The organism is Maritimibacter fusiformis (assembly GCF_008086115.1).
Taxonomy (GTDB): domain Bacteria; phylum Pseudomonadota; class Alphaproteobacteria; order Rhodobacterales; family Rhodobacteraceae; genus Muriiphilus; species Muriiphilus fusiformis.
In genome coordinates, this window is sequence record NZ_VSIY01000004.1 from 76487 (window position 1) to 90775 (window position 14289).

General features: G+C 65.7%; 14 protein-coding genes and 1 tRNA gene. 10 read left to right on the plus strand and 5 right to left on the minus strand.

Going from position 1 to position 14289, the window contains the following annotated elements; genetic code table 11:
• Positions 1 to 6 precede the first annotated feature (6 nt).
• The 8 genes from pheT (at position 7) to FVF75_RS04425 (ending at position 6544) form a co-directional block, all read left to right on the plus strand.
• Complete coding sequence (gene pheT, locus FVF75_RS04390) at positions 7 to 2409, plus strand: phenylalanine--tRNA ligase subunit beta (protein ID WP_148376602.1); 2403 nt, start codon at positions 7 to 9, stop codon at positions 2407 to 2409.
• Positions 2410 to 2457: 48 nt separating this feature from the next.
• Positions 2458 to 3105, plus strand: a complete 648-nt coding sequence (locus FVF75_RS04395; protein ID WP_148376603.1) for a phosphoribosyltransferase — start codon at positions 2458 to 2460, stop codon at positions 3103 to 3105.
• Entirely contained in the window at positions 3102 to 3551 is a 450-nt protein-coding gene (locus FVF75_RS04400) for a YtoQ family protein (protein WP_148376604.1), read from the plus strand. The genes FVF75_RS04395 and FVF75_RS04400 overlap by 4 nt, the downstream gene beginning before the upstream one ends.
• Positions 3552 to 3636: 85 nt before the next feature.
• Positions 3637 to 3828, plus strand: a complete 192-nt coding sequence (locus FVF75_RS04405) for a PLD nuclease N-terminal domain-containing protein (protein ID WP_148376606.1) — start codon at positions 3637 to 3639, stop codon at positions 3826 to 3828.
• Positions 3829 to 3927: 99 nt separating this feature from the next.
• Positions 3928 to 4359: a large conductance mechanosensitive channel protein MscL gene (mscL, locus tag FVF75_RS04410; RefSeq protein WP_148376608.1), complete on the plus strand. Its 432-nt coding sequence runs from the start codon at positions 3928 to 3930 to the stop codon at positions 4357 to 4359.
• A 75-nt stretch (positions 4360 to 4434) separates the two neighbouring features.
• Entirely contained in the window at positions 4435 to 5250 is an 816-nt protein-coding gene (locus FVF75_RS04415; protein WP_148376610.1) for a mechanosensitive ion channel family protein, read from the plus strand.
• Positions 5251 to 5467: 217 nt separating this feature from the next.
• The gene (locus FVF75_RS04420) at positions 5468 to 6058 is read left to right on the plus strand and encodes an outer membrane protein (RefSeq protein ID WP_166129359.1); all 591 of its coding nucleotides are present in this window, start codon (positions 5468 to 5470) and stop codon (positions 6056 to 6058) included.
• A 409-nt stretch (positions 6059 to 6467) separates the two neighbouring features.
• A tRNA-Met gene (locus FVF75_RS04425) sits at positions 6468 to 6544 on the plus strand.
• 12 nt (positions 6545 to 6556) lie between these two features.
• On the opposite strand, the gene ald is transcribed toward FVF75_RS04425, so the two are convergent.
• Positions 6557 to 7675, minus strand: a complete 1119-nt coding sequence (gene ald / locus FVF75_RS04430) for an alanine dehydrogenase (protein ID WP_148376614.1) — start codon at positions 7673 to 7675, stop codon at positions 6557 to 6559.
• A gap of 133 nt (positions 7676 to 7808) precedes the next feature.
• On the opposite strand from ald, the gene FVF75_RS04435 reads away from it, so the two are divergent.
• Positions 7809 to 8273, plus strand: a complete 465-nt coding sequence (locus FVF75_RS04435; protein ID WP_148376616.1) for an Lrp/AsnC family transcriptional regulator — start codon at positions 7809 to 7811, stop codon at positions 8271 to 8273.
• Here the strand turns inward: FVF75_RS04435 and FVF75_RS04440 are convergent.
• The gene (locus FVF75_RS04440) at positions 8270 to 9505 is read right to left on the minus strand and encodes an MFS transporter (RefSeq protein ID WP_148376617.1); all 1236 of its coding nucleotides are present in this window, start codon (positions 9503 to 9505) and stop codon (positions 8270 to 8272) included. The two genes, FVF75_RS04435 and FVF75_RS04440, sit on opposite strands and share 4 nt — an antisense overlap.
• A gap of 120 nt (positions 9506 to 9625) precedes the next feature.
• On the opposite strand from FVF75_RS04440, the gene zapE reads away from it, so the two are divergent.
• A complete protein-coding gene (gene zapE, locus FVF75_RS04445; protein ID WP_148376619.1) occupies positions 9626 to 10705 on the plus strand; it encodes a cell division protein ZapE in 1080 nt (359 codons plus the stop codon).
• 364 nt (positions 10706 to 11069) lie between these two features.
• On the opposite strand, the gene FVF75_RS04450 is transcribed toward zapE, so the two are convergent.
• Genes FVF75_RS04450 through FVF75_RS04460 form a run of 3 tightly spaced genes read right to left on the minus strand, consistent with a single transcriptional unit; the run spans position 11070 to position 14239 of the window.
• Entirely contained in the window at positions 11070 to 12305 is a 1236-nt protein-coding gene (locus tag FVF75_RS04450; RefSeq protein WP_187393004.1) for a bifunctional folylpolyglutamate synthase/dihydrofolate synthase, read from the minus strand.
• A gap of 32 nt (positions 12306 to 12337) precedes the next feature.
• Complete coding sequence (accD, locus tag FVF75_RS04455) at positions 12338 to 13291, minus strand: acetyl-CoA carboxylase, carboxyltransferase subunit beta (RefSeq protein ID WP_148376623.1); 954 nt, start codon at positions 13289 to 13291, stop codon at positions 12338 to 12340.
• Between the two features lie 27 nt (positions 13292 to 13318).
• Complete coding sequence (locus tag FVF75_RS04460) at positions 13319 to 14239, minus strand: CPBP family intramembrane glutamic endopeptidase (protein ID WP_148376624.1); 921 nt, start codon at positions 14237 to 14239, stop codon at positions 13319 to 13321.
• Positions 14240 to 14289 lie beyond the last annotated feature (50 nt).

The following is a 14289-nucleotide window of genomic DNA, read 5'->3' on the forward strand; positions in this document are numbered from 1 at the left end:
ACCGACATGAAATTCACCCTCTCCTGGCTGAAAGACCACCTCGAAACCACGGCCTCGGTCGACGAGATCGCCGAGGCGCTGACCGACCTCGGGCTTGAAGTCGAGGGCATCGAGAACCCGCTTGCGGTTCTGTCCGAGTTCACGCTCGGCCGGGTCAAGAGCGCCGAACAGCACCCGGATGCCGACCGGCTGCGCGTCTGCGTGGTCGAGACCGACGAGGGCGACAAGCAGATCATCTGCGGCGCGCCCAACGCGCGGGCGGGGATCACCGTGGTGGTGGCCAAGCCGGGGCAATACATCCCCGGCATCGACACCACCATCCAGGTGGGCAAGATCCGGGGGGTCGAGAGCCACGGCATGATGGCCTCGGAACGCGAATTGCAGCTGTCGGACGAGCATGACGGCATCATCGAACTGCCCTCGGGCGAGGTCGGCGACAGTTTCGCCGACTGGATGGCGGCGAACGCGCCCGACAAGGTCGATCCGGTGATCGAGATCGCCATCACCCCCAACCGCCCCGATGCGCTGGGCGTGCGCGGCATTGCCCGCGATCTGGCCGCGCGGGGGCTGGGGACGTTGAAGCCGGAAAAGACCGCGAAGGTTGCCGGTACGTTCGAAAGCCCGATCAAGGTGACGATCGACGACGACACCCGCGAGGGCGGTTGCGAGGTCTTCATGGGCCGGATGATCCGGGGCGTTGCGAACGGGCCTTCGCCCGCATGGCTGCAACAGCGCCTGCGCGCCATCGGGCTGCGTCCGATCTCGGCGCTGGTCGATATCACCAACTTCTTCACCTACGACATGAACCGCCCGCTGCACGTGTTCGATGCCGACAAGGTGCGCGGGAATCTCAGGGTGCATCGCGCCAAGGGGGGCGAGATGCTGGTGGGGCTGGACGAGAAGGAATACACTTTCCCGGCGGGTGCCGTGGTGATCTCGGACGCGGACGAAATCGAGTCGATTGCCGGTATCATGGGCGGACTGCGCACCGGCTGCACCGAGGCCACCGAGAACGTGTTTCTGGAGGCCGCCGTCTGGGACAAGATCCAGATCGCCCGCACCGGCCGCGCGCTCAAGATCAACTCCGACGCGCGCTATCGCAACGAGCGCGGCATTGACCCGGCCTTCAACGCCCCGGCGATCGAACTGGCGACGCAGATGATCATGGATCTGTGCGGCGGCGATCCGTCCGAGGTCGTGGTGGCGGGCGAGGTGCCGGATACCGACCGTGCCTTCCCGCTCGATACCGACCGGGTGCAATCGCTGGTCGGCATGGACATTCCGGCGGAGGAACAGCGCGCGACGCTGACCGCGCTGGGGTTCCGCATCGAGGGCGACATGGCGCATGTGCCAAGCTGGCGTCCCGACGTGATGGGCGAGGCCGATCTGGTCGAGGAAGTGGCCCGGGTGGCCAGCCTGACCAAGTTGGTCGGCAAACCGCTGCCCCGCGCCCATGTCGGCGTGCCCAAGCCCGTGCTGACCCCGATGCAGCGGCGCGAGAACGCGGCGCGGCGCACCACTGCGGCGCTGGGCTACAACGAATGCGTGACCTATTCCTTCATCGACCAGGCCTCGGCGGCGCTGTTCGGGGGTGGCACCGATGCCACGAAACTCGACAACCCGATTTCGTCCGAGATGAGCCATATGCGCCCGGCGCTGCTGCCGGGTCTGTTGCAGGCCGCCGCCCGCAACCAGGCGCGTGGCTTTGCCAACCTCGCGCTGTTCGAGGTGGGCGCGGCCTGGCATGGCGGCGAGCCGGAAGAGCAGAGCCTGATGGTCTCGGGTATCCTGGTCGGCGCGACCGGACCCAAGGACGTGCACGGCGCATCGCGCCCGGTCGATGTCTATGACGCCAAGGCCGACGCCGAGGCGGTGCTGGCCGCGATGGGCGCCCCGGCCAAGGTGCAGATCAACCGCGGTGCGCCGGGCTGGTGGCATCCGGGGCGGCACGGGATGATCTGCCTGGGTCCGAAGAAGGTGCTGGGCATCTTCGGCGAGTTGCACCCGCGCGTGCTGGCGGCGATGGACGTGAAAGGGCCGGTGGTCGGCTTCACCCTGTGGCCGGGCGAGATCCCGTTCCCCAGGAGCGCGAGTGCGACGCGGCCCGCACTGGCGGCCTCTGACCTGCAACCGGTGGAGCGTGACTTTGCATTCGTGGTGGATCGCGATGTCGCGGCGCTCGATCTCGTGAATGCCGCGGCCGGGGCCGACAAGACGCTGATCGACGAGGTCCGGGTGTTCGACGAGTTCACCGGCGGCGCGCTGGGCGAAGCCGGGCAGAAGTCGCTGGCCATCACTGTGCGCCTGCAACCGCGCGAGGCGACCCTGACCGAGGCCGAGATCGAGGCAGTGGGCAAGAAGATCGTTGAAAAGGTTGCCAAGGCGACCGGCGGGGCTTTGCGCGGCTGATCGGGCCGCCTTGACATGCCGCGCGCTTGCGCGGCTGGATGGGGCGTGATGTTTGCGAACCGAACAGAAGCCGGAAAGCGGCTGGCCGAGGCGCTCGGCGGGCGCAAGCTGACGCGTCCGGTGGTGCTGGCGCTGCCGCGCGGCGGCGTGCCGGTGGCGATTCCGGTGGCGGACCGTCTGGATGCGCCGCTCGACCTTTTGATGGTGCGCAAGATCGGGGCGCCGGGAAACCCGGAACTGGCCGCGGGCGCGGTGGTCAACGGCCCGGCGCACCAGGTCGATTTCAACCCCGGGGTGCTGCGCGGCCTGGGTCTGACGCCGGCGGATTTCGATGCGGCGGTGCAGGAAAAACTGGCCGAGATCGCGGCCCGACGCAAACTGTGGCTGGCCGGGCGCGCGCCGGTCGATGTGGCCGGGCGCAGCGTGATCGTGGTCGATGACGGCATCGCCACCGGCAGCACGATGCGTGCCGCGCTCAAGGGCCTGGCGGGCAAGGGCGCGGCGGAGGTCATCCTGGCCATCCCGGTCGCGCCCGAGGACACGCTTGCCGACCTCGAGGCGCTGGCCGATCACGTGCTGTGCCTGGAAACGCCGGAACATTTCTACGCGGTCGGCGCACATTACGCGGATTTCGGGCAGGTGGCGGACGATACCGTGACCGCCCAGATGGCAGACAGAAGGGAAACCGGGCAATGACACTCAGGGTCTATTTTTCGGGCGAGATCCACACCGACTGGCGCGACGAGATCATCGCGGCTTGCGAGGGGCTGGATGTCGCCTTCTCGGCCCCCGTAACCGATCACGACGCCTCGGACGATTGCGGCGTTGCGATCCTGGGGGCGGAGGACAGCAAGTTCTGGCACGACCACAAGGGCGCGAAGGTGAACGCGATCCGCACCCGCAGGGGGATCGAGGATGCCGATGTCGTGGTGGTGCGGTTTGGCGAGAAGTACCGCCAGTGGAATGCGGCATTTGACGCAGGCGTCGCCTCGGCGCTGGGCAAGTCGTTGATCGTGCTGCAGATGCCCGAACATGACCATGCGCTGAAAGAGGTCGATGCCGCAGCCCTTGCCGTGGCGCGCGAGCCGGTGCAGGTGGCGCAAATCCTACGCTACGTGCTGACCGGGGCGCTGCCGGGCTGAGAAAAACGGGGCGCGGGAACCAAGGGGGCGTTTGCGCGTTCTCTCTCCGTGACGGCCCGGGACGGGCGCAGAATTGGAGAGAGACATGTTCGAACTGACCGGCCTTGGCGGCCTGATCCTGCTGGCGCTCGATATCTGGGCGCTGATCTCGATCTTTTCATCCACCGCTCCGACCGGCACCAAGGTGCTCTGGACGCTTCTGGTGGTCTTCCTGCCGCTGGTCGGGTTCCTTCTGTGGATTTTCCTCGGCCCCAAGGGAAACGCGCGCACCACCTGACCGCGTGATGCGCCGGGCCGTTTTTTCCCCGCTTCTTTCCGCCACGGCCTGCTATAATCGCCGCGTGTTGCAACGCCGCAAGGGCAGGGAGTGCGCGGAATGCTCAAGGAATTCAAGGCTTTCGTCGCCAAGGGCAATGTCATGGACATGGCCGTCGGCATCATCATCGGCGCGGCGTTCACGGCGATCGTCAGCTCGCTGGTCAGCGATCTCATCAACCCGATCATTGGGTTGTTTACCGGCGGGCTCGACTTCACCAACAATTACGCCGTGCTCGCGGGCGAGGTGCCGGCGGGCGCCAGTCTCGAGGCCGCGCGCGAGGCGGGGGCTTCGGTGTTCGCCTATGGTGCGTTCATCATGGCGGTTATCAACTTCCTGATCATCGCCTTCGTGGTGTTCATGCTGGTGCGCTACGTCAACCGGATCAAGGACGCGGCTGCCGGGAAGAAAGAAGTCGCCCCGGACGTGCCCGCCGGGCCGAGCGAAGTCGACCTACTGATCGAGATCCGCGACAGCCTGAAGGCACGCTGATACCCTCAAGCCATCGTGAAGGGGTCCGCTGTGCTGGACCCTTTCCCTTGTTAATCAAAGCCCTATGCTGGCCGCATGGATACCGCACAGAGCTTTCTTTCGCAGTTGGGCGACTATGCCCCCCTCGTGATCAACGCCGGCAAGGCGCTGATCGTCCTGATTCTTGGCTGGATCGTGGCCAGTGCCGTGAGTGCCTTTGTCCGTCGACGGGTGAACGCCTCGCAACGGATCGACAAGACCATCGGCAATTTCATCGCCTCGATCACCCGCTGGCTGATTCTTCTGATCGTGCTGATCGCGATCCTGAACCTGTTCGGGATCGAGGCCACCAGCCTGGTGGCGATGCTGGGTGCCGCGACCCTGGCCATCGGCATGGCGATTCAGGGCACGCTGGCGGACCTGGCGGCGGGGTTCATGCTGATCCTGTTCCGGCCCTACCGGATCGGTGAGTTCGTCGATGTCGGCGGCACCTCCGGCACGGTCAAGGACATCAACCTGTTCTTTACCGAGCTGGCAACGCCGGACAACATCCAGATCATCGTGCCGAACGGGCAGGCCTGGGGCTCGATCATCACCAACTACTCGCACCATTCCACCCGCCGGGTGCAACTGGTGTTCGGCATTTCCTACGACGACAACGCCGAGACCGCGATGGAGGTGATCCGGCGCGTGGCCGAGGCGGATGAGCGTGTGCATGACGACCCCGCGCCCTGGGTGCGCGTCACCAACCTTGGCGACAGTTCGGTCGACCTGACGCTGCGGGCCTGGACCGACTCGGCGGATTTCTGGGATGTGAAATTCGACCTGACCCGCGCGATCAAGGAAGCCTTCGATGCAGAGGGCATCTCGATTCCCTATCCCCACCAGGTGCTGATTCAAGCCCGGGACTGACGTTTTCGGCGCGTCACGGCAGATTCCCGCCTGACACGAACCCGGCGATGGGACATTCCCCGCCGACGCGACCGATGTTGCCGCGAAACCACATGCCGCGCCCGATTTTCCACCCTATGAAACCGGAAGCGCACAAATGCGTTGGCAGTTTGGAAACCCAAACCAGAGAAAGGGCAGTCAGATGAAACATCTCCTTCTTGCAAGCACCGTTCTTACCATGGCAGCGGCACCGGCACTGGCCGGCAGTGTCGTCGCCCCGACCCCCGACCCGACGCCCGTCGCACCGATCCAGGTGCAGGCACCCGTCTATGACTGGACCGGCCCCTATGCCGGTGTCTACGGCGGCGGCCTTTGGGGTGAGCAGACCGCAACCCCGCCGGGCGCCACCGACACCTTCGACTTCGCCACCAGCTACGGCGGCTTTGCCGGCTACAACGTGCAGTCCGGGTCGATGGTCTATGGCGGCGAGATCGCGGCGGGCTTCTACAACGGCGCGCCGACCGGATCGCCGACCGATGAATTCGACTATATCGGCGATGCCAAGCTGCGGCTGGGCTATGCCATGGACAACGTGCTGCTCTACGGCTTCGGCGGTGCGTCGACCGCGCATTACTCCGACCCCGGTGCGCCTGACGACTGGCAACTGTGGGGTGCGAACTTCGGCGCGGGCGTCGAATTCGGCGTGTCGGAAAACGTGGTGATCGGCGGTGAATACATCGGTCGCTACCTGACCGGCGAAGACTCCGGCGGCACCAGCTATGACAACTGGCTGCACGGCGCACAGGCGCGGATCTCGATCCGGTTCTGAGCCGATTGCGGCCAAGGTGACAGGCACGGCCCCGCCCGACGGCGGGGCCGTTTCGCGTCTGATAACCGCATTTCCATAAGTAAGCTGTTGCGTGCTAACAATTGAAAAACAAAGTCTCTCGACCTACCCGACGCCAAAAAAATCACCATTATTGCCGGCCGACCCGCAAATCCACACCCGACATGTCGGGCACTACCTGACATCGAGCGATACCAACAACCCCGGCCAGAACCAGAACACCGTTCTTCACGAGCTTCGGGCGCGCGCAGCGGTGCGATTCTGAGCCGTCATCCCGACACAGGACAAGGCCCCGCCCATGCGCGGGGCCTTTCGCATTTCTGCACTGCAATCTGCCCATTTCCGCGTTGACAGCGGCCCGGCGCGGGGCTATCTGCCCCTCGGTGTGAATGGCGTGGTAGCTCAGCTGGTTAGAGCACAGCACTCATAATGCTGGGGTCGGCGGTTCAAGTCCGCCCCACGCTACCACACCCGGTCCCCCTACATCGTCAAGGCCGCCTGCGGCGTGATCGCCTCGATCCCCAGCGCCTCTCCGACCGCGGCATAGGTCAGGTGCCCGGCATGGGTATTGAGCCCGTTCAGAAGGTTCGGGTCGTCCTTGCAGGCCTGCTTCCAGCCATTGTCGGCCAGCGCGATGAGGAACGGCATGGTGGCGTTGCCCAGCGCGATGGTCGAGGTCCGAGCCACTGCGCCGGGCATGTTGGCGACGCAGTAATGCACGATGCCGTCGACCTCGTAGATCGGGTCCTGGTGGGTGGTGGGGCGCGAGGTCTCGAAACAGCCGCCCTGGTCGATGGCCACGTCCACGAGAACCGCGCCGGGTTTCATCAGCGCAAGCTGTTCGCGGCTGACCAGCTTGGGTGCTGCGGCACCCGGGATCAGCACCGCGCCGATCACCATGTCCATGCGTGGCAGCAATTCGGCGACCCCGACCTGGTCGGAATACTGCGTCGTCAACCGCCCCATGAACACGTCGTCAAGATAGGACAGCCGCGGCACCGAGCGGTCGAGAACGGTGACATTCGCGCCCATGCCGACCGCGACACGCGCCGCCGCCGCGCCCACGACGCCGCCGCCGATGATCGCCACGTTGGCCGGGCGCACACCGGGCACGCCGCCCATCAGCACGCCACTGCCGCCGTTGGCCTTCTGCAGCGCCCATGCGCCGCTCTGGGGCGCCAGGCGGCCCGCCACCTCGGACATCGGCGCCAGCAGCGGCAGGCCGCCCCGGCCATCGGTCACGGTCTCGTAGGCGATTGCGGTGACGCCGCCCGCCAACAGGTCGCGGGTCTGGTCGGGATCGGGGGCGAGGTGCAGATAGGTGAACAGCACCTGCCCGTCGCGCAGCATCTTGCGCTCGCCGGCCTGCGGCTCCTTCACCTTGACGATCAGGTCGGCGCGGGCGAAGACCTCGTCGGCGGTCGCGACCACCTCGGCGCCGGTGGCGGTGTAGTCGTCGTCGGGAAACCCCGATCCGGTCCCGGCGCCGGTCTCGACGATCACCTTGTGGCCGCGCGCGATCACCTCGGCCGCGGCGCGTGGGGTCAGCCCGACGCGGTATTCCTGAGATTTGATCTCTTTCGGGCATCCGATCAGCATTTGCATTCCTCCCTGGTTCTGCGTGGCCAGCATGCGGCATAAGAATGGAAAATTCTTTGTGTTCCGTGCCGCCGGGCGCTAGAAAATTCCGCAGACCCGACGCGAAAACGTCCATTTGACGCAAAGATATTCGATGCACCCCAAGCTCGACAGTATGGATCGCCGGATTCTGACCGTGTTGCAGAAGTCCGGTGGCATATCCAATGCCGAGCTGTCCGCGCGCGTCAACCTCTCGCCCTCGGCCTGTCACCGCAGGGTGCAGCGGCTTGAAAGTGACGGGTTCATCCGCGATTACGTGGCGCTGCTCGATCCGGCCAAGATCGGGCTGTCGACGGTGGTGTTCGTCGAGATCACGCTGTCAGGCCAGGCCGATGAACTGCTCGAGGCGTTCGAGCGTGACGTGGCCCGGGTGCCCGAGGTGCTGGAATGCCACCTGATGGCGGGCACGGCGGACTATATCCTCAAGGTCATCGCCGAAAGCACCGAAGATTTCGCCCGCATCCACCGCCAGAAACTGGCCCGCCTGCCCGGCGTGCAGGGGATGCAGTCGAGCTTCGCGCTGCGCACCGTGTTCAAGACCACGGCGCTGCCGGTCTAGGCGGGCTGGGCCAACGCCATTGGCCGCTCGCGGATCGGCAGATGCACCAGCGCCGAGAAGGCGCCGACGCCGACTCCGATCCACCACACCAGCGTGTAGTCGCCTGCCAGGTCATACATCCGCCCGCCCAGCCAGACGCCTAGAAAGCTGCCCAATTGGTGCGAGAAGAAGACGAAGCCATAAAGCGTTCCCATGTAGCGCAGCCCGTAGATATGCGCGACAAGTCCCGAGGTCAGCGGCACAGTTGCCAGCCAGAGCGAGCCCATCACGATCGAGAAGACGATCACGCTGGTCGGCGTGATCGGCATCATGATGAATATCGCGGCCACGATGGTGCGCCCGGTATAGATCCCGGCCAGCAGGTATTTCTTGGAATACCGGTTACCAAGCCAGCCCGCCGTCAGGGTGCCCGCGATATTGGCCAGCCCGATCAGCGAGATCGACAGCGCCCCCAGCGCCGAGGTGGTCGTGACCCCGACCGAGGCGAGCGTTCCCGACGGGTCGATGGTGCCGCACATCTCGGTCACGAAGGCCGGGAAATGCGCGGTGATGAAGGCCAGTTGATAGCCGCAGGAAAAGAAGCCGAGGAAGATCATCGTATAGGACGGGTCGAGAAACGCGCGGCGAAGCACCGTGCCCAGGCTTTCCTCAAGCTCGACCCGGCCGACAGCCGGCGCGCGCATCATCGGCAGCATGAAAAGCGACGACAGGATCACCGCCGCGAACACGATGAACACGTTTTGCCATGACATCAGGGTCATCAGCCATTCCGCCGCCGGTGCGCCGAATATCTGGCCGGCGGACCCCGCCGCGGTGGCGATCGCCAGCGCCATCGACCGGTTGGCATCGCTCGCCGCGCGTCCGACCACCGCGAGGATCACGCCGAACCCGGTGCCGGCAATGCCGAACCCCACGGCGATTTCAAGAACCTGGTGCATTTCCGGGGTCGTCGCAAAGGCCGAGCCGACCAGCCCGCCGGCATAGAGCAGCGCTCCCAGCACGATGGCCCTGCGATCCCCCAGTTTTTCGGCGATGGCGCCAAAGATCGGCTGGCCGATGCCCCAGGCAAGGTTCTGGATCGCGATGGCCAGGCTGAAATCGGCGCGCAGCCAGCCGAACTCCTCGGCGACGGGGATCTGAAAGACGCCGAAACTCGCCCGGATCGCGAAGCTGAGCATGATGATGACGCAGCCGGCGATGAGAACCGGGGTTATCAATCTGGACTGAGACAAGGGCCGGCTCTCCGAATGACGCTGCGCGACATTCTGTCAAATTCGAGGGCGGGTCAATTCTCGCATCACGCGTTGCAGGACCGCCTTTCCTTATCCGGCGCGGCGTTTTATGCGGGGGCCATGGGCGAGACGCTGCACCAGATCTATGACCGCGCGGTGGCCGAGGGCCGGCTTGAGGCCGACCCGGCGCAGCTGGCCTTGCTGCCGGTGCTCGACGATATTCGCGCGCATCTGGAGGCCACGCCGGCCCGGCGCAAGGGCATTCTCGGCGGGCTGTTTCACAAGCCCGAGGAGGTGCCGCAGGGCCTTTATGTCTGGGGCGGGGTCGGGCGCGGCAAGTCGATGCTGATGGACCTGTTCGTCGGCAACCTGTCCATCGCCGAAAAACGCCGGGTGCATTTTCATGCCTTCATGCAAGAGGTGCACGCGGGGATGCACGCGGCCCGAAAGGACGGGGCGCAAGATGCGCTGGCGCCGGTGGCCGACAGGCTGACCCGCGATCTGCGGCTGCTGGCCCTGGACGAGATGCAGATCACCGACATCACCGACGCGATGATCGTCGGGCGGCTGTTCGAAAAGCTGTTCGCGGCGGGCGTGGTGGTGGTGACGACCTCGAACCGGCATCCCGACGACCTCTACAAGGACGGGCTGAACCGGCAGTTGTTCCTGCCGTTCATCGACCTGATCAAGGACCGGCTGGCGGTGCATGAACTGGTCAGTCCGACCGACTACCGCCAGACGCTTCTGGCCGGATCGCGGGTCTATTTCACGCCGCTGGGGGCCGAGGCGCGCGCCGGGCTGGATGCGATCTGGAACGAGCTTTGCCCGGGTGAGGCCGCGCCGCTGATCCTGACCGTGAAGGGGCGTGAGGTCGAGATCCCGGCCTGGTGCGGCGGCGTCGGGCGGGCGAGTTTCTACGATCTCTGCGCCAAGCCGCTCGGCCCCGGCGACTATCTGGCGATTGCCGACCAGTTGCGCGTTCTGCTGCTGGACGACATCCCGCGCCTTGGGCGGCAGAACTTCAACGAGGCGCGCCGCTTTGTCACCCTGATCGACGCGCTCTATGAGGCGCATGTGCGGCTGATTTGCTCGGCGGCGGCGGAACCGGACTACCTCTATGTCGAGGGCGAGGGCAGTTTCGAGTTCGAGCGCACCGCCTCGCGTCTGCGCGAGATGCAGGCGGAAGATTGGGGGCGCTAGAAAAAGAACCGCCCCGGGTGGGGGTCCGGGGCGGCACCTCGGGTCTTTGAGGGCAACGTGCGCTGAATATGTGATCACAAAACTGATCGGCCCTTGGTTCGGCCTGTTCGTCCGGTCCCTCGTCCTGTTCTGCTCGACAGGTTCGTCTTGTCACTTGTGGTGCGTGCACCAAGAATTCGTTACGCCACATTTAGACAGACTATCACGTTTTCGTCAATATTGTGGGTTGACTTGGGATCCGACTGTGACTTTCGGGAAAAACCGAGTCTGCACAACGGGTTGAGTCGCGAATGCGTCACCCGGCGAGTCCTACCGCGAAATCTTTTTTGTGATCACACGCAGCGATCAGCCGGATCTGGCTGATTCACCCGTTGTCGCGAAGCACCCGACCGGCCAGGTAGAGCGACCCGCAAATCAGGATGCGGGCCGCCGGGGTTGCCCGGGTGATCGCATGAATCGCGCTGGCGACGTCCGGTGCGGTGTCGGCCACAAGCCCTGCCGCGCGTGCGGCGTCGGCGGTGGCCTCGGCGGGCAAGGTGTTGGGCTCGCCCGGGATCGGCACGGCGGTCAGGCTATCGGCAAGTCCGGCCAGCGGGCGCATGAACCCGGCCACGTCCTTGGTGTTCAGCATCCCGCACACCAGATGGGTGGGCCGGGGCGGCAGATCGCCAAGCACCTGCGCCAGCATCGTGCCCGCCGCCGGGTTGTGGCCGCCGTCGAGCCACAGCTCGGCCCCTTCCGCCAGGTCCACCAGGGGGCCGTGGCGCAGGCGCTGCATCCGGGCGGGCCAGGTGACATCCGTCATCGCCGCCTCGCACGCCGCCTCGTCGAACCCCAGCGCGCGCAGCGCCGCCAGCGCCGCCCCGGCGTTCTGGATCTGATGCGGCCCGATCAGCGCGGGCAGGGGCAGGTCGAGCAGCCCGGTTTCGTCCTGAAACACCAGCCGCCCGCGTTCCTCCCAGACATGCCAATGCTGGCCATGAACCAGAAGCGGCGCACCCAGCCGGGCGGCCTTTGCCTCGATCACCTCCAGCGCCTCGTCCGGTTGCGGGCCGACGATGCACGGCACGCCGCGCTTGAGAATGCCGGCCTTTTCGCCCGCGATCTCGGCCAGGGTCGTGCCCAGATACTGGGTGTGGTCGATGGATACCGGGGTGATCACCGTCAGCACCGGATCGACCACGTTGGTGGCATCCAGTCGCCCGCCCAGCCCGACCTCGAGCAGGGTGAAGTCCGCCGGTTTCTCGGCGAAGGCCAGCAGGGCGGCGACCGTGGTGATCTCGAAATAGGTGATGCTTTCGCCGCCATTCGCGGCCTCGCAACGGTCGAGCGCTTCGGTCAGGGCCTCTTCGGAAATCAACGCGCCCGCCAGCCGGATGCGTTCGTGGAACCGCGCCAGATGCGGCGAGGTATAGGCGTGCGCCGTGCGTCCCGCGCCCACCAGCCCGGCGCGGATCATGGCAAGCGTCGAGCCTTTGCCGTTGGTGCCCGCAATATGGATCACCGGCGGCAGGCGGCGTTCCGGGTGGTCGAGCGCGGCCAGAAGGCGCCAGACCCGATCCAGCGTAAGGTCGATGATCTTGGGGTGCAGCGACATCATCCGCTCGAGGATGATGTCCGAGGCCTGTTCGCTCACTTCTTGGCGGCCCCGGCCCCGTCCGCACTCGCCTTGGCGGAGGTGTCCAGCGCCGCGATCTCGTCAGGCTCCGGCGCCGGCAGATCGCCGCGCACCGCAGGGGTTTCGCGCAAGAGCATTCTGAGGATCGTGACCAGCTCGTCCTTCATCTCGCGCCGGTGCGTCACCCGGTCGAGCATGCCGTGATCCAGCAGGTATTCGGCACGCTGGAACCCCTCGGGCAGCTTTTCGCGGATGGTCTGTTCGATCACCCGGGGGCCTGCGAAACAGATCAGCGCGTTCGGCTCGGCGATCTGGACATCGCCTAGCATCGCATAGCTTGCCGTGACGCCGCCGGTGGTCGGGTGGGTCAAGACGACGATGTAGGGCAGCCCGGCCTCTTTCACCATGTCGACCGCGACCGTGGTGCGCGGCATCTGCATCAGGCTGAGAATACCCTCCTGCATCCGCGCGCCGCCGGCGGCGGAGAACAGCACCAGCGGGCGCCTGAGCTTGACCGCACGTTCCGCCGCCGCGACGATGGCGTTGCCGACATACATCCCCATCGAGCCGGCCATGAAGGCGAAATCCTGTGCCGCGGCCACGATCGGCGTGCGCCCGATCTCGCCCTCGGCGACCAGCATCGCCTCGGCCTCGTCGGTGGCCTTCTGCGCCGCCTTGAGCCGGTCGGGATAGCGTTTCTGGTCCTTGAAATGCAGCGGGTCGGCCACCGGCGCAGGCACTTTCACCTCGGTGAAGATGCCGTTGTCGAATAGCGCGGAAAAGCGCTCACGCGGGCTGAAGGCCATGTGGTGATCGCAGTTGGTGCAGACATTGAGGTTGTCCGCCAGTTCGCGGTGAAACAGCATCTGGCCGCACTCGGGGCATTTGATCCAGAGGTTTTCGGGCACCTCGCGGCGCGAAAACAGCGAGTTGATCCGGGGCCGGACGTAGTTGGTGATCCAGTTCATGCCTATCCTCGAGTGTTCGCGCCTTACCTAGTCGTGGTTTCGGTCTTTTGCAATCGGGCGATGGCGGCCCATCCAGCGCCACCAGATCAGGAAAACCACGGTCATGGCAACGGTTTGGGCCAGGATCGAATAGGTGGTGTAGCCGCCGCGCAGGTCCATCTGGACGATCCACAGGGAAAAACCGTCGAGATTGCCGCCGATGCCGATCAGGGTCAGCGCCGCGTTGTTGCCGAAGTGAAGCCCTGCCGCCGCGCCCAGGTTGCCGGTGCGCAGGGTCACCAGGGCCGCCAGCGTGCCCATCACGGTGGCATTCAGCACATAGGCCGAGGCGTTGAGAAAGCCGAAGCTGAAGGCGTCGAAATGCAGCGCGCCGAAGGCCAGCGAGGGCAGCACGCCCCAGATCCACACGCTCACGAACCGGGCGCGAAGCTGTTGCAGGAGATAGCCGCGAAACACCGCCTCTTCTGCGAAGGTCTGAAACAGGATCAGCGCCAGCGCCGGGACGAGACCCAGAAGCCACGGGCCGACCGACCGCACGCGCATGACCTCGGGCGGCACGCCTTCGGGCAGGACCAGGTGCTCGATGGCCAGCAGCGCATAGAGCGCCAGCGCCAACGACAGCATGACCGCCGCGCCGACACCGAAATGGCGCAGGTTCAGCCGTTTGGCCGCGCCGAACAGGCTGGCATAGCTGCGCCGGTGCAGTAGCGGCAGAACGATGACAAGTCCCACGTGAAACCCGGCGAAGGTCAGGAAGAACACCGCCGCCGTGGCGAAGTCATCGGCGCTGGCCATCTGGTAGAGGGGCCGGTTCAACAGCCGCGCGCCTAGGTTGAGGATCGCGAAGGTTCCGAAGAACCAGATCACCATGATCAGGGCGAACCCTAGAAGGGTGCGCCAGATCTGTGCCCGGGCAAGGGCAGGATGCCAGAAAGGTAGGTTGCTCATCACCTGCCAGTTAGCCCACCGGGGCGCGAAAGGTCCAGCCACGCTTGTCA